The 21,509-nt window shown below is 66.0% G+C and carries 10 protein-coding genes; 2 read left to right on the top strand and 8 right to left on the bottom strand.

Translation table 11 applies throughout. The features are described from left to right. Positions 1-7: 7 nt before the first annotated feature. Together SC1_RS15195 and SC1_RS15190 are read left to right on the top strand one after the other, a co-directional pair. Complete coding sequence (locus tag SC1_RS15195) at positions 8-1,942, top strand: cytochrome c3 family protein (RefSeq protein WP_062184505.1); 1,935 nt, start codon at positions 8-10, stop codon at positions 1,940-1,942. Positions 1,943-1,986: 44 nt separating this feature from the next. Next, complete coding sequence (locus SC1_RS15190; protein WP_062184501.1) at positions 1,987-2,835, top strand: phosphodiesterase; 849 nt, start codon at positions 1,987-1,989, stop codon at positions 2,833-2,835. Here the strand turns inward: SC1_RS15190 and SC1_RS15185 are convergent. The 8 genes from SC1_RS15185 to SC1_RS15150 form a co-directional block, all read right to left on the bottom strand. Then, positions 2,832-3,776, bottom strand: a complete 945-nt coding sequence (locus SC1_RS15185; RefSeq protein WP_062184498.1) for a D-2-hydroxyacid dehydrogenase — start codon at positions 3,774-3,776, stop codon at positions 2,832-2,834. The genes SC1_RS15190 and SC1_RS15185 overlap by 4 nt on opposite strands. A 7-nt stretch (positions 3,777-3,783) precedes the next feature. Next, on the bottom strand, positions 3,784-4,140 hold the full coding sequence (locus SC1_RS15180) for a hypothetical protein (RefSeq protein ID WP_062184495.1): 357 nt from the start codon (positions 4,138-4,140) through the stop codon (positions 3,784-3,786). A gap of 38 nt (positions 4,141-4,178) precedes the next feature. Next, complete coding sequence (gene cysS, locus SC1_RS15175) at positions 4,179-5,621, bottom strand: cysteine--tRNA ligase (RefSeq protein ID WP_062184493.1); 1,443 nt, start codon at positions 5,619-5,621, stop codon at positions 4,179-4,181. Between the two features lie 61 nt (positions 5,622-5,682). Next, positions 5,683-13,443, bottom strand: a complete 7,761-nt coding sequence (locus tag SC1_RS15170) for a hypothetical protein (RefSeq protein ID WP_062184490.1) — start codon at positions 13,441-13,443, stop codon at positions 5,683-5,685. Positions 13,444-13,471: 28 nt separating this feature from the next. Then, positions 13,472-15,295: a ShlB/FhaC/HecB family hemolysin secretion/activation protein gene (locus tag SC1_RS15165; RefSeq protein WP_062184487.1), complete on the bottom strand. Its 1,824-nt coding sequence runs from the start codon at positions 15,293-15,295 to the stop codon at positions 13,472-13,474. Positions 15,296-15,478: 183 nt separating this feature from the next. Then, positions 15,479-16,234, bottom strand: coding sequence for a hypothetical protein (locus tag SC1_RS15160; RefSeq protein WP_062184484.1), 756 nt, complete (start codon positions 16,232-16,234; stop codon positions 15,479-15,481). Further along, positions 16,221-18,311, bottom strand: coding sequence for an adenylate/guanylate cyclase domain-containing protein (locus SC1_RS15155; protein ID WP_062186788.1), 2,091 nt, complete (start codon positions 18,309-18,311; stop codon positions 16,221-16,223). Before SC1_RS15155 ends, SC1_RS15160 begins: the two co-directional genes overlap by 14 nt. Positions 18,312-18,315: 4 nt before the next feature. Next, positions 18,316-21,402, bottom strand: a complete 3,087-nt coding sequence (locus SC1_RS15150; protein ID WP_062184481.1) for a CHAT domain-containing protein — start codon at positions 21,400-21,402, stop codon at positions 18,316-18,318. Positions 21,403-21,509 lie beyond the last annotated feature (107 nt).

The following is a 21,509-nucleotide window of genomic DNA, read 5'->3' as shown; positions in this document are numbered from 1 at the left end:
GGGGACGATGAGCTTCATCCTGCGTCGCATCTCCACGACCAAAACGGGCAAGCAGATCATTCGCGATGCGGCGCTGCCCGGCGATATGATCACGCTCGGCCGCGATGCCGGAAACACGATCCATGTCGCCGACCTGGCGGTGAACCCGCATCATGCGACGATCAGCAGCGCTGATGGCCGCACGGTGCGCGTCGCGGCGCAAGAGGGGCTGGGCTTCGACCTCAACGGCCGAACCGAGACGGTCGCCAATATCGACAGCGGGGCGGGCGGCGAGCTGCGTTTCGGCGGGCACCGGCTGACGATCGCGCGCGAGGACGAGAAGATCATCCTGCTCGTCGAGCGGATCGACGAATTGTCGCAATCGTCGAAGGACGTCGACGAGGCCAAGGCCTTTTCGCTGCAGGGCGTCATGCTGGGCAAGCGCATGGGTGCTTGGGTTTTCGGCGTCTTGATGCTGCTCGCCTTCCTGATCGGGCCGATCTGGGCCTGGTACAGCTACAAGAATGTGAACGAGCGTCCCGACGGTTATCATGCCGACAGCGCCTGGCTGTCAGGGCCGCTGTCGAGCGCGCACGCCAGTTTGAAGAACGACTGCCAGTCGTGCCACGTCGAGCCGTTCGTCGCGGTGACCGACAAGGCGTGCGTCAATTGCCACACCGGCGAGCATAAGGCGATGAGCATGGCGCATGCCAATGCGCCGACCGCCATGTTGCTCGCCGCGCGCCATCCGCCGGGTGCGGGCGAGCGGATACTCAAGGGCTTCGCCGACACCTTCAACAAGCCGCAGGGGCGCTGCGTCGATTGCCATACCGAACATGAAGGCGCCGGCCCGATGCCCGCGACGCCGCAGAAATTCTGCGCCGACTGTCATGACGGCATGTCGGCGCGGCTGAAAACCGCGGGCCATCCGACGGCGCTGGCCGATGCCGCCGATTTCGGTACCAGCCATCCCGAGTTTCGCCCGCTCGTCCGGCCCGGGCCGGGCGGCAAGTTGGTGCGCACGACGCTGGCCAAGGGTATCGTCGATTATAACGGCCTCAAATTCCCGCACGACGTGCATTTGCAGGCCACTGGCGGCGTTGCGCGCATGGCGGCGAGTTTCCGCGGCCGCTATGATTTCGGCAAGAAGCTTGAATGCGAGAACTGCCACCGCGTCGAGGCGGACGGCGTCCGCGTCAAGCCGGTCGAGATGGAGCGGGACTGCGCAATGTGCCACAGCCTTGCGTTCGAGACCGTCGGCGGCGTGACACGCACCCTGCGCCATGGCGAGCCCGATCAGGTCGTGGCCGACCTCACCGCTTATTATCGTTCGGCACCGCCCGCGCGTCCGCTCCAGCTTGGCGGGATGCAGCGGCGCCGCCCCGGCGCCTATGCCGAGGGACAGGTCTACAACATCTATTTCAACGAAGTCGCGGTGCGGCCGAGCCGTGCGCAGGATGCCGTGCGCGCGGTCTTCTCGAAGGGCGGGGCCTGCTACGATTGCCACACCATCTTTGCGCCGCAGGCGGGCAATGGCTGGCGCGTTGCGGCGGTCGACCAGACGCCGCGCTACCTGCAAAAAGGCTGGTTCGACCATGATGCGCACAAGGAGACGGCGTGCGCCGACTGCCACACCGCCGCGCCCGCTTCCAAGGCGTCGACCGACCTGCTCGTGCCGGGCCTGCGGCAATGCCGCGACTGCCATGTCGGTGAGGGCGGCGCGCGTGTCGTGAAGGTCGAGACCGCGACCGAATCGCCCTGCGCGATGTGCCACGAATATCATTCCGACGGCGGCAAACCGTGGATGCCGCCGCGCCAGCGGAAGAAAAACACCGTCGCAATCACAAATAAACGTCTTGATGCTAGCCAGGGTGTGAGCATGATCACAGGAACCGGGGGGCGGGGCCTTTACGAAGTGACATGGCGCACACCTTCCTTGCACGCGGCAAGGCAGGGCGGGTAGGTTTTGGGTCGTCGGAGCCAGACCGGCGGGAGCAGGGGACGGATATGCTGATCGCGCAGATCACAGATATCCATATCGGGTTCGATCCGGACAATCCGGCCGAATATAACCGCAAGCGCCTCGACGAGGTGCTCGACATACTCATCGAGGGGCCGAACCGGCCCGACCTTTTGCTTGCGACGGGCGACATCACCGATCGCGGCGACGAGGACAGCTATCGCCGGCTGGCTACCGCTTTTTCGCGCTGCCCCTTTCCCGTCTGGCCGAGCGTCGGCAATCATGACCTGCGCGACAATTTCCACGCGCGCTTTCCGGGGTTCGACGACGGCAACGGGTTCGTCCAATACACGATCGAGCTGCCCGAGCTCAGGCTGGTGACGGTCGACACGCTGGAAGAGGGACGCCACGGCGGCGCCTTTTGCGCGCAGCGCGCGGCGTGGCTGGAGGCTGAACTGGCGAAGGACCCGGCCAAGCCGACCTATATCGTCATGCATCATCCGCCCGTGGAAAGCGGGATCGAGTGGATGAACACCGATCCCGACGAACCCTGGGTCGCGGTCTTTACCGACGTCGTGCGCCGCCACCCGCAGGTGCGCGGGCTGATCTGCGGCCACCTGCACCGCAGCGTCACCGTCGCATGGGAAGGCCGCACCGTCGCGATCTGTTCGTCGACGGCGCCGCAGGTGTCGCTCGACCTCAGGCCCATTGACGAGAACAGGCCCGACGACCGACCGATGATCGTCGCGGAAGATCCCGCCTATGCGCTCCACCGCTGGAACGGACGCGAACTGGTCAGCTTTTACGACCATGCCGGCGCACACACGATGCTCGCCAAATATGACGAGCGGCTCCAGCCGCTGGTGCGCGAGTTGAAGGCCGAGCGACCGCGTTAATAACCGAGCGTCAAATCGACGCGCGGCTCGACGGCCTCGCCCTTCTTCCAGCGATCCAGATTTTCGAGGAAGCGCTGCGCCGAGCGGATGAACATCTTGTCCTGCGCGCGGCCAGACAGGTGCATCGTGATATGCGCATTGTCGAGGCTCCATAGCGGATCGTCCGACGGCAGCGGCTCGGGCGTCGTGACGTCGAGGAAGGCCGAGGCGATTTGCTGTTCGTTCAGTGCGGTGACGAGTGCGGCCTGATCGACGACGCTGCCGCGTGCGATATTGATGAGCGTCGCGGTCGGCTTCATCGCGGCGAGTTCGGCCGCGCCGATCATGCCGTCGGTTTCGGGGGTCGCGGGGACCGCGAGGATCACCCAGTCGAATTCGCCGAGCTGCGCGCGCCACTGATCCGGGGTCAGCGTATTCGCACCCGGCGAACGGCGCACGACGGTGACGTCGACCGCGAATGCTTTCAGTCGTTCCTCGATCAGCTTGCCGATCGCGCCATAGCCGAGGAGGAGCGCCTTCGACCCGAACAGCTCGACCTTCCCGGGCGAATCCATCAGCCATTCGCGGCGTTCCTGCGCGCGCACGACATCGCGGTAGCCCTTTGCGACAGTCAGCATGCCCATTACGACATATTCGGCGATCGTGATCGCGTTGATCCCGGCGCCGTTGGTCAGCACGGTGCCGCGCTCGCGCAGCAGGTCGAGCGGCATGCCGTCGACCCCGGCATAGATTGAATTGAGCCATTTGAGCCCGGTCGCGGCGGTGATTACGGCCGCCATGTCTTTCTTGTCGTACATGTCGAACCATCCGATCTCGGCCTGAGGCGCGAGTTCGAGCGCCTCTTCCTTCGATGCGAAGAAGCGCGGCTCGATCCAGTCGGGCAGGCGGTTTTCGACGAGCGGACGGATCAGGCCCGAAAGGACGGTAACGGTCTTGGTCATGATATTCCTACTGCTGAAATGCGTGCCAGCCCGCCCATGCGAGCGGGATGAGGCCGATCAGGTCGACGAGCGCGATGGTGGAAAGTTGGGCCGGGCGCCCATAGGACTGATAGAGAAAGAGGAAGCTGAGCATCGAGATCGCCGCGAGCAGCGTCGCAAGCTTGCGCCCGCCGGGGTCGAAGGCGGCCCAGACGCAGGCGGCAAGCACGGCGAAGAAAAGCGCCGCGCGATGATGCATCAACAGGAAGAGCGGGCTGTCGGGCTGAACGCCATAAAGCCGCGTGATCAGCGCCGGCCGGAACAGCGCCAGCGCCGGGATCAGGTGGACAAGACCGACAAGCAGCCAGCAGATCAGTTGCGACATGCAACGAGGCTAGCATCCCGCTGCGAAGCGGCAAGCCTCTAATTGGAGAGGCGCCAGTCCCAGCCGAGCGGGTCGCCGTCCATGACCTCGACGCCCCTGCCGATGAGTTCGTCGCGCAGGGCATCGGATGCGGCGAAGTCCTTGTTGACGCGGGCATCCTTGCGCCTGACGAGGATCGCTTCGATCTCGTCCTCGCCGATCATTGCCTCCTTGGGCCGAACGCGCAGGTCGGCGCGCGTGATCGTCAAAAGGTCGAGGCCGAGCACGGCATCCATCGCGGCAAGCGCAGCGCGCTTCTGGCCCGCGTCTATCTTCTTCATCGCGGTCGCCTCTTCGAGCAATGTCAGCGCGACCGGCGTGTTGAGATCGTCTGACATCGCCGCGTCGAATTTTGCCAGCAGCTCGGCGAGGCGGCGGTCGGTCGGTTCGGCCGCTTCCGCATCGCGAACCGGGGCGGCCGCCATCACCAGCCGCTTGAGCCGCGTCAGCGCCGCGCCGAGGCCGTCCCATGAAAACTCCAGCTCGCTGCGATAATGCGCCTGCAGGCACATCAGCCGATAGGCGAGGGGGTGATAGCCCTTGTCGATGAGGAGCTGGACACGGAGAAACTCGCCGCTCGATTTCGACATCTTGCCGCTGCGGTCGACGAGGAAATTATTGTGCATCCACATGCGCGCGCCGCTGTCGGTCGAGCAGCTATGCGCCTGGTTCTGCGCAATCTCGTTCGGGTGATGGATTTCGCGATGGTCGATGCCGCCGGTGTGGATGTCGAAGGGGAAGCCCAGCAAGGCTTCGGACATCACCGAGCATTCGAGGTGCCAGCCCGGCGCGCCGCGACCCCAGGGTGAATCCCATTCCATCTGGCGCGTCTCGCCCGCGGGCGTCTTGCGCCAGATCGCGAAGTCGGCGGCATGGCGCTTTCCTTCGACGGGATCGATGCGGCTCTCGCCCTCATCGGTGCCGTGGCGCGCAAGCCGCCCGTAGTCGGCGACGCTTGCCGTGTCGAAATAGAGACCGCCGTCGAGTTCGTAGCAATGCTTGTCCGCAATCGCCTTTGCGAAGTCGATCATCGCGGGCACATAATCGGTCGCGATCGACCAGTGCGCGGGCTGGCGGATATTGAGCGCCTTCACGTCGGCCCAATAGGCCTCGGTATAATGTTTCGCGATGTCCCAGATGGACTGGGCGCGTTCGGCGGCGGCTTTTTCCAGCTTGTCCTCGCCCGCATCGGCGTCGTCGGTCAGGTGCCCGACGTCGGTGATGTTGATGACGTGGGTGAGCTTGTAGCCCTTGTACGACAGCGTGCGGCCGAGCGTGTCGGCGAAAACATAAGCGCGCATATTGCCGATATGCGGATAGTTATAGACCGTCGGGCCGCAGCTATAGACGCGCGCCTCGCCAGCGTGGACGGGCTCGAAGGTTTCGAGGCTGCGCGTCAGGCTGTTGAACAGCTTGAGCGGAAAGGCATGGGCGTCGGTCATTACCGACGCCCATGCCTTGCTCCGCCCGCCGGCGTCAACCGAAAGCCCGAGGGTCCTGACCCTATTGCTGCGGCGGCGTCCACAAATCGTCATTGCCCGCGCCGGTCACCGGATCGTCGAGCAGCGGCTCGCCGGTCATCGGATCGATGTCGCGCATCGTGATAAGCGCCTGCGGGAAATTATTGCCCTCTCCGCGCCCATCGTCGTCGACTTCTTCGTCGATGATGTCCTGGACGGGGAAGCTGTTTTCGAAATCGATGGCGACCGTGGTGCAGGCCGTCGGCGAGGCGATGAAACAACCGTTGACAGTGGAGCGGCGATCATAGGTGCCGACCACCGGCGCCGCGCCGCGGATGGTAAGAAGCTGAAGGGCCTCCAGGCCGGTAACCTGCCCGTTGGGCCCGATTTGCACGCCATTGATGACGATGCGCGACTGCCCCTGCGTCTGCACGTCGAGGCCGCCGGCGCCGAAGGTCAGCCCGCGGCGCTGTGCCAGATCGGTCCCGGCGCCGCTGTTCTGGACATAGAAGCCGCCGACAACATTGGCGCGGATGCCGCGAGCGAAGAGCGCGCCTTCGTCCAGCACGACGCCGTCATTCTCACCGAGCCGCGCGTTGATGGCGTCCATGCTTCTTGCCGCGCCGACGTCGCCGATCGCCGCCTGTGTCGCGACGATGACATCGTCAGATTCAAGGTTGAGCTGCCCGGCCGGACTGCTGCCGTTGACGAGGCGGACCGTGCCTTGGCCAAGGATCACCTCCAGCGCGTCATTTGCGACCAGATTCAGCATGTTGGCGTCGGTCAGACCCGTAAGCTGGACATTGCCGATAACGCGCATCTTGCCCGGCGTGCGGATCGTCAGCGCGCCATTGGCGCCAAGATTGGAGTTCGACGCGCCACCTGTCATCGTAAACGTGTCGACGATCACATCAGGCGGCTCGGCCGATCCCACCGACCCGCCGCCTACGGCCTGAACCTCGGGCGCAAAGATTTCGATCTGCGTACCATAAAGGCGCGTCAGTTCGTCGGCGTCGATATGATAGCCGTTGGGCCCATTGGAGCCCGCGGTGCCGCCGACGAAAGTCTGGTTGTCGACGTTGTTGTTTTCGATCGACAATTGCTGCGTAACACCGGCCGTGCCGACACGGGCGCCGGAGGCGATCGCGATGTCGGCGGATTCGAGCGAGATCGACTGGCCGGTCACAACGCCGGTGACGGCAAGGTTCGACCGTGCCGACGCGCTCAGGTCGCCCGCGACGTTGACCGCGCCGAGCGTAAGGAAGCCGCCGTCGTTCGCGATATTCGCATTGGCTGCGGTCAGCGCGATGATGTTCATCGCCTCGCCGCTGGTTGCGAAGTCGGCGGTTCCCGCAACGCTGCCATTGTCGACCGAGAAATCGCCGTTGCCGCGAACATAGGCGTCGCCGATCGCGGCGTTCAGCGACGTGAAGTGCATGTTGCCGCCGCCTTCGATGCGGATCGCATTGGCGCTGGCGGCGATCGTGTCGCTGGAGACGAGCCCGCCGATCCGGATGTTGCCGCCCGCGCTGTCGAGGCTGGTCGTCCCCGACGAGGAGACGGTGCCGGCAGTTACCCCGCTTGCTCCATTGAGCGCGACGCTCGTGCCGCCGCCGACGTGCGTGACGTCGATGGCGGTCGCTGCCGTCAGGATGACATCGCCAGACGCCTGCGTTCCGCCGCCGCTGATACCCGCACCCGAATTGACCGTGATATTGCGATCGGCGGTCAGCGTATCGATCGCCCCGCCGGGCCCGGTCAGGGTCGCCAGGCCGACCGACGCGGCGTTGATCGTGACATCGCGACCCGCCGCGACCGGACCGGCGAGATTGGCGGCGCCCGCGGCGTCGACGATGACGTCGCTGAAGCTGTCGACATTGCCGATCGTCGTCGCGCCGCCCTGCGTGCGGACGCTGCTGTCGCCGCCCGTCGTGCCGAGGCCCAGCGTGGTCGCGCCGTTGACCGCGATGCCGTTCGCGGCGTTGAGCAAGATATCGTCGCCCGCCGAGAGAGCGGCGGCGTTGATCGCGCCAGCCGAAGAGGCCATCACGATATCGGCGCCGTTGATGCCCTGCGACCCTTCACCGGTGCCGATCGTGAAGACACCGCCCGATGATCCGACCGAATATTCGAAGATATGCGTGTCGGGCGCCGCTCCGGTCGTGCGGACATCGTTGGCGGTAATATCGCCAACCGCCTGAACCGTCAGGTCGTCCCCCGCCGAGGCGCGGGTCAGGCTGGCCGTCGTCCCCGCGCGTACCAGCATGTCTTCCCCGGCGGCGGCGTCGGTGATTGTCGCGGCGCCGCCGCTGTTGACGCCGAACATTCGCGCGGCCGAGCTGTCGGTCAGCGTGACGTTGCCGACGGCGTCGGCGAACATATTGCCCTGCGCCGCGACGCCGTTGGCATCGACATAGCCGCCGTTCGCCTGCGCCGATGCGTCGATATTGGCGTCGCTGTTCAGAAAGATATTGCCGCCCGAAATATAGGTGCCGGTGAGGTCGGCGGCCGAGAAGATCGAGATATTGCCGGCAACATCGGCATTGTTCACCGAAACGGCGCCGCCGCCGGAAAAGGCGAAGAAAGAGGCGTCGCCCGTGACATTGCCGGTCAGCGCGATGCTGTTCGCGAAGAGGTTGATGTCCTCGCCGGCATTCAGCGACACGCCCCTTATGCCTTCGGCGCCGGGCGCCGTTCCTTCGGCCGAGAGGTTGATCGACAGGCCGGCATCGATATTGTTGAAGGCAATCGACTGGCCGAACACCTGCACGAAGCCGCCTGCGGTCGAATTGCCGAGATCGACCGCTCCCGGCGAGGACACCGTGATGTTGCCGCCGGTGATGATCGAGTTGAGCCCGGTGCGGAAGCTGCCGGCGGTCGCGGTGAAGTCGCCCACCGCCTCGGCATGTTCGACGCTTGCGGCGCCAAGGCTGCTGAGGGCGATGTTATTGCCCGCGAGGCGGTCGACGCCGATGGTGCCCGTCGGGCCGGTCGCGCTCAACGAAAGCAGGTCGCCAGCGCCGAGCAGGCTGCCCGGTGCCGCGCTGATGCTGGTCGTTGCCGACGCGATCAGGCCGTCGCTGGCCCGAAGCGTTGCCGCCGTGCCTTCGCGGAGGTCGTGCCGGATATCGATCTGGTCGCCCGCCGTGATGGTCAATATGCCGTCGACATCGAACATGCCGTCCGACTGGGCGTACACGCCGACCGAGCCGTCGGTCGTCAGCGTGACGTCGCCCTGGCTGGAAATCGTACCGCTGGTCGGCGCGATGAAGATGCCCGCAAGGGCTTCGTCGGTATCGTTGTTCGTCGGCGCCGCGACGCCCAGTGCCTGTGCCTCGAGCCCTGCGAAAGCGATATCGCCGCCGGCGCGGATTTCGATGCGGCCTGCGATGTCGCCGTTCGCGGTGATGCTTGACGGGCCAAGATCGATCCGACCGGGACCGGAGGCGCCTGCGGCGGCCTCGATCGCGACGCGGCCGCCCCTGGTTCCGCTGAAGCCGCCGTTCGCACCATTGCCGCCGGTGCCTGCGCCCGTGCCGCCGACGCCCGCTTCGCCCGATATGCCGTTGACGGTGATATCGACGGCTTCGCCGTTCGATGTGATCGTCCCACCATTGGCTTGCAACAGGACGGTGCCGCCGGTCCCAGCGCCGCCATTGCCGCCATCGCCGCCGGTCGAATTGCCGAAGAAACCGCCATTGGATCCAATACCGCCGATGCCCCCGCGGCCGGTGCTATTTAGGACGACGCTGTCGCCGGTCAGGAAGCCAAGGGTGACGGTGCCGCCCTCACTGGCGACGATTTCGACCGTACCGCCCTGACCATTGCCGCCATTGCCACCGTTCGGCGCGACCGCCGGGGTCGCAGCAAAGGCCAGCCCGCCGGCGCCGCCATTGCCGCCCGTCCCGCCGGAAATGAAATTGCTTTCAAGGGCAGTCAGGCTCGCCCCTGCGCCATCGGCCAGTACGCGCGACGTACCGCCTGCGCCATCGCCGCCATTGCCACCCGCGCCATCGCGCCCATTGGCGCCGTTACCGCCGATTCCGGTCGAATTGAGCGTGACGGCAAGTTCGCCTGCGTCGAAACCTGCGACTATTGCCTGAGCAATGCCGCCGAAGCCGTCGCCGCCATTGCCGCCGACATTGTGGTCGCCGCCTGCGCCGCCGGAGCCGAGCGCGATGCTGTTCGCAGTACTGACGCCGCCGATCGCTGTTTCGAGCGCGATCGTGGCCGTGCCGCCGCGGCCCGTGCCACCGTCGCCGCCGACACCGACGCCGGTCGCGGCGCCGCTGCTGCTTGAAAAGAAGCTTGCACCGCCGGTGCCGCCCAGTCCCGATGCATTGGCGACCATGCCGGCGGCCGTCGTCGTGCCGCCGCGGACATTCACCGTCGCGTCGCCGCCGATCCCGTCGCCGCCAGCGCCCGGCGTGCCCGGCACACCGCCGAAGCTGGAGAAGTTGAAAAATTCGCCGCCGGTCCCGCCTGCGCCCGCGGCGCTCGCTTCGATGACGCTCGCGCCGACGATGGCGGCCCCTTCGATATTGATCGTCGCGGTGCCGCCACGGCCGATCCCGCCGATCCCGCCCGGGATGATGTTGATCGGGTCCTCATCGGTGCCGGATGAGCCCTCGCCGCCTTCGCCGTCCGCGGTCGCGCGGATATCGGCGGCATTGATCGTGCCGCCGAGCAGATTGATTGTCGCGGTGCCGCCGAAGCCCGCGCCTGACTGACCCTGCACGACGCCGCCAAAGCCGTCGGCGCTCACGCGCAGATCGTTGATAGTCGCCGTACCGCCCGTCTGGGTAAAGGTCGCGGTGCCGCCGGTACCGAGGCTGCGATCGGCGGCGCCGTTACCGCCATATCCGTTTGCCGAGACGTCGATCGATCCCGCGTTCAGCGTGCCGCCCTGGATGTCGAAATCGACGTCGCCGCCTTGGCCCCGACCCGAGCTTTCGCGCGGAAGCCCGGGCGCGCTTTCCTCGTCGACCTCGGTTCGCCCCTCGGCCGATGCTTCGAAATCGCCGAGGCTGATTGCGCTGCTGTCCGTGGCTTCGGCGACGGTCCGAACCAATATCGTGCCGCCGGTCCCCGACGAAATGGGTGCCGCCGCATCCGTTGCGCCGCCCGAAACCCCTCCGGCCGCGACGATGGCGCCGACTGCCAGGTTGATGCTGCCCGCGTCGGCGATGAGCTGGATCGTCCCGCCGGTCGCGTTCGTTCCGGCCGTGCTGATGCCCGTTGTCGCGCTGGCGTTGAAGACGTTCGTTGCATCGAGCGTCGCGGCAATCTGTCCGCCGCCGCGCGCGAACAGGTTGATGGTGCCGCCCTGCGCGTTGCCGCCGATTCCGGCCACGTTGACCGTGTCGCTGCTGACATCGACGTCATAGACCTCGGCGCGAATGGTGCCGCCGTCGGCAACAAAATCGACATTGCCGCCAATTCCGTCGCCCGCGCTTTGCCCGATCGTGTTGGACCGGTTTCCGGCCGATGCATCGACATTGAACCGGTTGCTGCTGGTTACCGCGCCGCCTGCCGTCGCGCTGACATTGACGTTGCCGCCGGTACCGGCGCCAAAATGCTCGCCCGCCAACACCAAACCCGTCGCCGTAAGATTGACGACGCCGCTGCTGTTGATTGTCGAGCCGTTGGTTGCGCTCAATGTCACATTGTTGCCGCGCGCATTACCCGATCGGCCGGTTGTGCCGCTGACGCTGAGCGCGCCTCCGGCCTCTGCCGAAGCGGTGATTTCGATCGAGGTGGCCTGTGCGGTGGCGCCGCCGTCGGCCGTCAGGCTCGCCGTGCCGCCCAGCGCGTCGCCGCCGACCGAATTTTCGCCGCCTGCGCCGCCGCCCTGTCCACTCGCGTTGAGCGAAAGGATACCAAGCGATTTTATCCCGCCATTGTCGCTATTTATGACGACAGTGGCGTTGCCGCCCGTTCCGTCGCCGCCGTTCAGCGTGTCGTCGGGGCCGGAGAAACTTCCCCCGGTGCCGGTCGCCTCGATCGTTGTACGCACGGATTCGAACGAGCTGTTCGCGCCCAGGATGTCGATGCGCGCGGTGCCACCCGTTCCGTTGCCCGCCTGAACCGGGCCAAATCCCCCGCTGCCGTTCGCGTCGATCGACACACTGGTTGTCGCGCGAAAGCTTGCGCCATCGGCGACCGTCAATGTGGACGTGCCGCCTTGCGCGTCGCTTCCCGTTGGCAGGGCGATGTTGGTCGAGCCGAAAGCCGACGCGTCGACGGTCACGGTACCGGCGTTCAGCGCCGTGCCGGCGTTGCGGACGGAAATGCTGGCATTGCCGCCGCGGGCATTCCCCGTGTCGCCATTTGTTCCGTCACCGGCAACGGCAAGCGCGGATACCATGATCGTCGGCGATGTCACGGTGCCGCCCGTCACCGTCAGACTGGCCGTTCCGCCCTGGCTGTCGCCGGTTACGGTGGCGGGCTGGCCCAGCGCGGTAATCTGCAACAGATTGCCGGTCGTCAGCGAACCGCCGGTGACGTTCACCGCGACGGTCCCGGCCGCGCCGGGCGCTCCATCCGACCGGACGATCAGATTGCCCGTGGCCCCGCCTTGTTGCCCCGTGCCGACATTCAGCGTTGCGCCTGCATCGCCGCTGAAAGTCCCGTCACCCTCGACGAAGATGCGTCCGGCCGACGACAGCGGGGGAGGCGACCCCGGGATCTGTTGAAGCGCCCCGCCGGCAAAGGTGCCGCTGGCGCGTGCGAGCGTGTTGCTGCGGAACAGCGTATCGTTGGCGACGATATTCGCGGCGGTGGCGTTCGCCGGTGCCAAATTCTGCTCGCCGTTCGTGATATTGTAGCCGGCGGACAGGCGCACCGCGCCATCAGGATCGACCTGAGCCGACAGCGCGTCGTCATAACCGATCGCGCCTGACACCAGCATCGTTACGGCGTCATTCTTGGGAATGGCGACCATATAGATGCGGCTTTGATCTACGTCGCCCTGCTGATGCGCTGGCCCCGTGGTGGTGCCGGTGTGGGTGATGACGTTGCCGCCCTCGGCGCCGCGGGTGACATTGATGTCGAACAGGCCGTTGTTGATGCGGATATCGACCGCTTCGGCGGCGACATAAGCGACCGAACCGTCGGTCCGCACGGTGCCTGCCTGCACGATGCGCGGCGCGACGAGCGCGACATAGCTGTTGCCGGGGTTAAGGCCGATGTTGGTGTTGATCGCGCCATTGACGGTGATCGCGGAGGTGCTGCCCGCGGTGCCGTCGAAGCGTATTTCGCCCGAAGGGCCGAACAGGCCGCCGGTGGTGATGATATTGTTGCTGGTGAGGACCAGGCTGCCGACGTTGATCACGCCGCTCGCGCCGATCAATATGCCGCCCGCATTATAGAACCATATATTGCCGCCGCGCGCGCCCGAGGCCAGGCTATCCACGCTGTTGACCGTGCCGTTCAGCGCGATCTGGCGGCTGAGCGCACCGCCGCCGCCGTTTACGAAACGGTTGAGGACGGTGTAATCGCCTTCGCCGCTGAAGTTCCATGTCGAGCCCGTCGGCAGCACATTGATGTCGCCGCCCGTTGGCGCGGTGTCGGTCGGAACCCAGGCGATGATGCTTTGCTGCTGCGTGACGGTGACGTTGGTCTGGGTGCCGACGGTATTCACGCCCGTGCCCGCGCCGACGTTAACAAATATGGGGTTCGCCGCGACCTGCGCCAGCGCGGGGCCGCCATAGGCCAGCGCCGCCATGCCCGCGGCGATTGCGCAGCTCGTCATCAGACGCTGCTTGCCGTGGCTTACTGGCGCGGAGGTGACGATGGCACGCATGGCATTTGTCCTCGATGCAATAGTCATGTCAGCGCGCCCTCACGCCGAATAAGGTAGTCAGCGAAACGAGCAGCCGCGGGTCGGGGCGTTCGGCCAGGAAACCGCCGCGGTTGAGCGGCACGGCGAGCGTCATGTCGAGCCGTGCCAGATCGCCGTAAGCGACGCGCAGGCCGCCGCCCGCCGAATAGAGCTTTTGCGGATCGAGCCCGTCGAAAGCGGTGTCCTTGTTCCACACCCATGCGGCGTCGAAAAAGACGAAGGGCTGAAAGGCAAAGCTTTCGGTATTGGCGGGAACGAACGAGCCGTATCGCGCCTCCAACGCGACCGCGACGCCGCTGTCGCCGATCACCGTGCCCGGATCGAAGCCGCGACCCACAGTGAAGTTGCCGCCCGAAAACTCCTCATAAGCAAGCAGCGGATCGGCCGCCCATTGCGCGCGCGGCGCTGCCGACAGCGTGAACAGCTTTGCCGGTCGCCATTCGGCGAGCGCGTTGGCGCGAACCAGAAAGGCATCAGGCTTCCCCTCGATCCGCGTTAGCGGGACCGCGCCGGGCAGGAAGCATGCCGTGCCGCCGGGGCCGCAATCGTCGCTGGCGCCCAGGAACGACGCGCCCTTGCGCGCCTCAAGCGAAGTCGAAAGCGACCAGCGCGGTTCGCTGGGGCTGTAACCGCCGCGCCCGGCGATCGATCCGGGATCGATCCAGCTCGCATCGGCGCGCAGGTGGAGCACGCGCAGGCGATCCTCGTTGATCGGGATGCTGGTCAGGCTGATGTCCTGATCGATGAAATCGAGCCCGCCGCCGATCGTCACGCGCCGCGCCTGCGTCAGTACCAGCGGATAGGAGCCGTAGAGGCTGACGATCTGCGTGTTCGACTTCACCGGAAAGCCGGTGATGTCGGGGCGCGTCCAGGCATAGGTATAGCTGGCGCCAAAGCGCAGCCCTTCACCGCCGACGCGGAATTCATGCGACGCCTGTACGACCTTTTGCTCATCGAAGTCGGGGGTCGCATAGAAGCTGACCGTGGTGAGGTCGCCCATGCCGGTGAGCCCGGCGAAGCGTGCGCGCGCGATGCCGCCCCAGCGGCCGACGTCGCGTGAACCGAAATTCTGCGCGTTGAAGTCGAATGTATAGGGGGTGCGTGCGACGGTGACTTCGCCGACGACCTCGCCGGGAACCGCGCCGGGGCGCAGCGTCAGGCGCGCATCCATCCCCGGGATATCGCGCGCAAGAAGCAGATAGCGTTCGGCGTCGACGATGTTGAACACCGGCTGGTCGTCGAGCCGCGAGAGATAGCGTTGCAGAAGGCGTTCGTTCGCGCCGGCATCGCCGCGAACCTCGATCCGCGACATGCGCGCCGAAAGAATGTCGAGCCGGACAACGCCGTCACCGATGGTCTGTGCGGGAACGCGGACCGCGGCAAGATAGCCCCGCGAGCGCAGGATGGTCGCGGCGTGGTCGCGAATATCGCACACCGCCGAAATCGGCAGTTCCTGCCCGATGCGATCGGACCAGCTTGGGCCCAGGATCGCATTGTCGATGCCCTCGACGCTCGAAAATTCGACGGCGCGCAGCGTGAAGCGGATGTTGGCGAATTCGGGGCTGGCGAGCGGGCAGGGTGCGCGTTCGATCCCGTCGTCGACCGCGACGATCTGTTCGTTGGGCTGGACGGCGGGCGGTGCTGTCGGGCGCTGGATTTCCTCGCGGGTCGGGATTTGCGGCGTCGCTTGTGCCAGTACGGCGGCGGGCAGCGCCGCGGCGATCAGCCCTGCCGAACCGGCCAGCATCCGATGAATACTGGCCCGCTTCGACCGTGCGGTCGCATTTATTCCGAAGTCCCCCGACACGGTCATTTCCACCCCTTGCGTACGGGCGCGCCGCGATGATCGCGATGCGCCAACTCCACTGGCTCCACCAGACAACCGGCGGCGCTAATTTCGACCCAAGGAAATCTTCCGTCTCGCTATTGGCGGAATTTCCGTGGGTAATTATCAGACGGATGGGCGGCGGACAATGGCCGTGCCCATCGTTTCACCTCATCCGGCTTCGGCGTCCGACATTGTGTCGACGAGGCGATTGAGCTGCGGCGAGCAGCCCTTGGCCATCAGCATGTCGATCGATCCCTCGACCGTGTCGGGCGCATTTTCCACTGCGGCAAAGCGCACCGTCACCGGCTTGGCCAGACCGCCGCCCGACAGGCGATAGTCGGCGCCATATCGCACCGGCAGGACATCGGTCGGCCATTTGCGGAAATTCGCGCCGTCGACGATTGCGACAGTCGTCTTCTTGCCGGCGCTTTCGATTTCGAGCGCGGTGTCGCCTTCCATATTGGGACGCCACAGCATCAATACCGACGGGTCGAGGACGCAGAAGGTGCCGGCCTCACGATAGTCGAGCAGCCACAGATTCGGTGCGCGGACCTCGCCCGCCTCTGGCGTGTCGCCACGTGAAAATCCGCCGCGCGACCGCATCGTCGGGCCTTTGGCGAGCATGCGCGTGACATTGCCGCCGAGCGACTGGCTCGCTTGCACGGTGCCGGTTGCGCCAAAGGTACCGGGCCCCGACAGCGTGCGTGTCTTGCCCGCCTGCATCAATATGATCCTGTCGCCGGCGACGAGGGTCAGCTTGTCGGTCGACTTGAGCTTGGCGCCGGCTGGATATTTGCTCGCCGACGGTCCGGTCGAGCGGACGACCATGGACTGCGCGGCGGCGGTGCCGACAAAGGCGACGGCGGCGATGGCGGCAGCGGCGGCGAGGCCGAGGCGGCGCATCCGGAAGTCAGGAAAGGACATAGCTTTCTCCCTCTTTGGTCTCGTTCAGGCGTTTTATCAGAAACATGATGGCTGCATCCTGACCGAAATCCGCCTGTATTGCTGTGGCACAGGTCACATAGGTTTTTTTGTCGCCTGCGCCGTGCGCGGCGACCAGCGCGGCGATGCGCTCCCGCTGGTCGGGCGCGAGGTCGGGGCGCGGCGTGAATACGTCGACCGGTTGCGCGCGGCCGCGCAGCGTCACGCGGCCCATCGGCACCAGGTGGTCGCGCCGCGAACGTGCCGCCGCTTCGGCGGAAACCAGCACCCCGGTCTTCAGGCTCTTGTTCGCCGCTTCCAGCCTTGATGCGGTGTTCATGCTGTCGCCGAGGGCGGTGTATTGGATGCGGCCCTCGCCACCGAAATTGCCCACGATTGCGTCGCCGACGTGCAGGCCCACGCGCGTCATTCCGATCGGCGGGACATCTTCGGCGGCAAGGTCTACGCGATATTTTTCGCCGGCCTGATACATCGCGAGCGCCGCGGCGGCGGCCTGTTCGCCGTCGTCGGGACGGCTGATCGGGGCGCCCCAAAAGGCGACGACGGCATCGCCGACGAACTTGTCGATCGTCCCGCCATGTTCGAGCACGATGTCCGACAGGCGGTCGAGATATTCGTTGAGCAGCCGTGCGACGGTTTCCGGCGTCACCGCATGGCTCAGCTTGGTAAAGCCTTCGAGGTCGGTGAAGACGCAGAAGATGTTGCGGCGTTCGCCATGGAGCGAAAGCTGGTCGGGGTCGCGCATGATCTGTGCCGCGACGTCGGCGGGCAGATATTTCCCCAGCGCCGACTGGGCGAAGGCGCGCTGCCGCGATCCGACGGTGCGCGCAGCGGTGCCGACCGCCGCGTAACCGAACAGCCAGCCGACCGCCCAACCAAAGGTCGGAAGCGTCGTCGTGTCGACGCCGCGCCCCTGCAGCCAAAAGGGAAAGGCGATGAAGAAAGCCATCTGCCCCAGAAAGGCGAGCGCCACCCAGCGCGCGCGCAGGTCAATGAGGCTGGTGAGCCCGCCTGCGAGGACGATGAAGACCGCGAGCGCCCACAACGCGGGCCCCGCGATCGGGCGGGTCCACGCCTTGTCGAGTTGCTGCGCGAGCATATGCGCATGGACCTCGAGCCCGATCATCGTCTCATGCTGTCCGGTGATCGCGTCGGGAAAGCGGCTCAGCGGCGTATTGAACTGGTCGTTGTCGATGATGTCGCCGCCGATCAGGATATAGCGGCCCTTGACCAGCTCGGCGAAGCCAGCGCGCATCTCTGCATCCATCGGCAGCGCGAAGGCGTCGATCGGGATGTTGGCGAACACCGGTTCCTCCTGCCCGGCGGCAGCACGCGCGGGGACGAGGAAGCGGATATTGCCCTGAAAATTCGCATGCGCAGCGTCGACCGGGGCAAGCGCGTTCGACATCAGCGGCGGCAGATTCTTCGGCCGGTCGGGCCAGTTGCGGATCACGCTGTCGTCGTCGGTGCGGAACAGCACGCTCGTCGGTTTCGTCCTGTCGGTGGTGACGTCGGCAATGAAGCCTTCGAGGAATTTCTGTTGCTCGTAAAAAATCGTGTTCGGGTTGCTCGCCTGCTCGGCATAGGCGAGCCAGGTCGGGGTCTTCATCGCGCGTAGCTGCGCCTTCAGCAGATCGTCGTCGGGGCGCGGCGAATCGAACGCGATATCGATGCCGATCGCTTTCGCGCCCATCTGATCGAGATTGCCGAGCGCATTGGCGAGCAGGGTGCGGTCAAGTGGCGAGCGGATGCCCGTGTTGAACAGGGTCTCGTCATTATAGGTGACGAGGGTGATGCGTTTATCCTGTTCGACATGCGGCGCCATCAGCATCGCGCGCGCGTCATAAAGCGCGCGCTCGGCGGCATCGATCAAGGGCATCTGCCAACTGAAACGCGCGATCAGAACCGCGATCAGCAGGAAGGCAAGCGTCGCCGCCATCCGCGACGGGCCAAGCTGCATGACCAGCCGCCGGACGCGCTTGCGAAGCGGCACTGCGGCGCGCTGGCCATCGGGCACCGGCGTATCCGCCGCAGGAACAAGAGCTTCGGGCGCGTTCATCGGATCAGCGGGCGGCGCGGCCGGCAGCCTCTCCGTTGCGTGCCGTCGCGCTGCCATGCAGCAGCGCCTGACCGCCGTCGCCGATGATCGCGAAACCCGCCCAATAATAGGGATGTGAGGTTTGCTGGTCGTCCATCAGTCGGACCTGCGTTCCCCACAGCGCGTCGGCGACGCTTTCGCCTTCGGTCGCCGCGAAAAGCCCGCCGATCAACCGCTTGGTCGCGTCGAAATCGTCGGGGGCCGGCCAGTGGCTTGCGATCACCGAACGTCCACCCGCTCCGATGAAGCTGCGAACCAGCCCGTCGAGCGCGTTGCCGCCGCCCGAAAGGCCAGCCTCGCGCGTCGCCGCGACGCTTGCAGCGCCGGCGGTGTCGCACGCCGAGAGGATGACGAGGTCGGCGTCGATCTTGAGGTCGAAGATTTCCTGGAAGGTCAGCAGCCCGTCCGAATCTGCGCCGCCGAACGAGGTGACGAGGGCTGGGCGCGCCGGGCATGAAGGGCGGGGCGCGGTGACGAGGCCGTGCGTTGCGAAATGGATGATGCGATAGTCGCCAAGGTCGGCGCGATTTTTCACCGCGGTATCGGTGAATGCACCGCCGGTGAGCAGGGCACCCGCGTCGCGGCCCATCGCGTTGCGCGCGGTCACCAACTCGTCGGCCGAAATCGGGCGCGCCCATTGCGCGACATCCCACAGGCAGTCGCCGTCGGCGCTGCCGCCTGCGGCGCCGCGTGTGCCGAGCGAGGGCAGTCGTCCGTTGATGGGCAGATTCTCACCGAGCCCGAAATATTGATGGCTCGCCTTCGACGGCGCGGCCTGCCGCGCGTTGCGGAAGCCGAGGGTCGAGACCGCCGTGCTGGGCCGCGACGTCCGCCCGAGCCAGGCGATGCGGCGCATGTCGAACGGATCGGCGTCGGGATCGAGCAGGCGTTGTTCATAAGCGGCGAGCCCGGCGTCGGAGGTGATGAGGAGATTGATCGGCAGCCGCAGCATTGCGCCGTCGGGCTCGAAAATGAGGTGCGGGACCGAGGGCAGCCGTGCCGCAACGGGGCCGAAAAGCTGGCCATAAAGCTTATACGAAGTTGCGGCGTCGAACGGATAGGTGACGCGGCGGCCATTCTCGACGACCGAGATCGTCGAGCGGATCGTGTCGACGGCGGCTTCGAGCCCCGATGCGCTAATGTCCGATTTCCAGAGCTGTGCCGCCCCCTGCTCGATCAGCATCGCATATACGCCGTCGCCCACGACGAGCATTTTCAGATAGGCTTCGTCAGGACGCAGCACCTGCTGCAACTCGGCGAGGTCGAGTTTGCCCGATGCGACGACGCGATATTGCGGGAAAGCCGACAGCGCGACGACGGTCTCGGCCTGCTGGAACGACAGATTGTCGAGCTGCGCCTTGATGTCGGCGCGAAGCGCGTTGACTTCGGGCGAGTCGGGTAACTGGGCGAGCCGCGCATCCTCGATCCGCGCGCGTTCGAGATCACGATTGAGTGTCGTCGCCTGGCGGAACAGGCGGGCGCCGTCGTTGCTGCCGCCCGACAGTTCGCGCGCCAGCACCGCCTGCGTATCGGCGACGCCCGGGCGGATCTGTAGCTGGCTGGCGACGAAGAAATCCTCGATCGCCTTGGGCTCGGTGGCCGACCGTGCGGCGAGCAGCCGGTAATAAGGCGCCATCATGTTCGCCATGCCCGCCGTCGAGCGCTGCGTGTTGGCAAGCGCGGTGACGACCTCGCGATAGATGCCCATCGCCTTGTCGTCCTGGCCCTCACGGGTGAGGAAGGCGGCGTAGCGCGCGCGAGCGGAGGCGAGCGCGTTGGTTTCGGGATATTCGACGGCGAGCAGGTTCACCGATTCAAGGAAACGCGCGTCGGCCGCGGCCTTGTCGCCGCTCGCCTCTTCGGCCAGCGCGAGCTCGCCGAGCATCTGCGAGCGCAGGCGGATGATCGAGGTCACGCGCCCCTCGCGCACCGCGATCGCGTCGGTCAGACCCTTGAGCTGCGCGGTCTTCGCTGCCTGTGCATTGCCGCGCAGTCGTTCGACCGTGCCGAGCAGATGCGTCGCTTGCGCATCGATGATCTGCGCGCGTTCGAGCGGCGACAGGCGCTCGCGATCGTTGCTCTGGCGGATGACGCGGGCATTGTCGCCGCTGTTGACCCCGGCGACGATCTGCGGCGTCAGCGTTACTGCGTCGCCCGATACCGTCACGCCCGTCGTCAGCGGCGGGATCGGCGTCTGGAGCCGCGTGGCAGCGCCGTCATAGTCGCGCTGGTTGAGCGCGTTGATCGCCCGGAAATTGCGACGGAGGCGGAGCTGGACCGGGTCGCTGGTCGGGATCGCCTCTACTTCGGCGAACAGGCGCTCGGCCTCGGCGAACTCGCCAAGGTTCGAACGTTGCAGCGCGCGGTTCAATGTGACTTCGGTCGGATCGATGTCGGCGGCCGACTGTTCTTCCGTCGCGCGGCGAGACAGCGCTTCGAAAAATTCGGCAGCCTCGGCATAATCGCCGCTATGGTTGCGGCGATATCCCTCGGCCAGCGCCTTGTCGACGTCGATCGTCCCGGCAATCGTCCGGGCGAAACCGTCGTTGCCGCCGACCGATGTCGTCGCGACCTTGATCACGCCCGGCACGACCTTGTGCTGACGCACCGATTCAAGCGCGAGGTTCAGCGCGTCCGAATAGGCGTCGAATCCCTCGACGCTATAGGTCACATTGCCTTTGGTCTCGATACGTGTGCGCCAGGCGATATTGCTGCCCTTGATCGTACAGGCATCGGCGGCGGTACATGTGATCGTGCCGGCGCGGGCCTGCTCGATTCTGGCGAGCGCATCGGCCGAGGTCGCGCGCAGTTCGCGGACGGTGCCCACCGGCTGGCTCGCGTCGCGGCAGACGATCGTCCAGGCGCGGTCGAACATGCCCTTGATCACGCCGTCGCGCACGGTCGCCTGCACTTCGCAAAGCGAGCCGCCCTGCTCGCCGATCGAAAAACTGTCGCGCAGCGTCGGGTCGCTGCCCTGCGCAAATGCGGTTCCGGGCGCGGCAACAGCCAGCAGCGCCAGAATCGGCACAAGTTGCGGACGTCGAGCGGTCATCACAAATCCCCCAAACACAGGCGTAGCGACGCCATGCCGAAGTGACGCCGGCAGGGCGGAAACTTTATTGCTGTGGTGCGACCCATTCCCTTGGACAAGAACCGTAA

This window comes from Sphingopyxis sp. C-1 (genome assembly GCF_001047015.1).
In the GTDB taxonomy this organism is placed as follows: domain Bacteria; phylum Pseudomonadota; class Alphaproteobacteria; order Sphingomonadales; family Sphingomonadaceae; genus Sphingopyxis.
The sequence above is the reverse complement of the archived record's forward strand: the minus strand, read 5'-3'. Positions and strand labels throughout refer to the sequence as shown.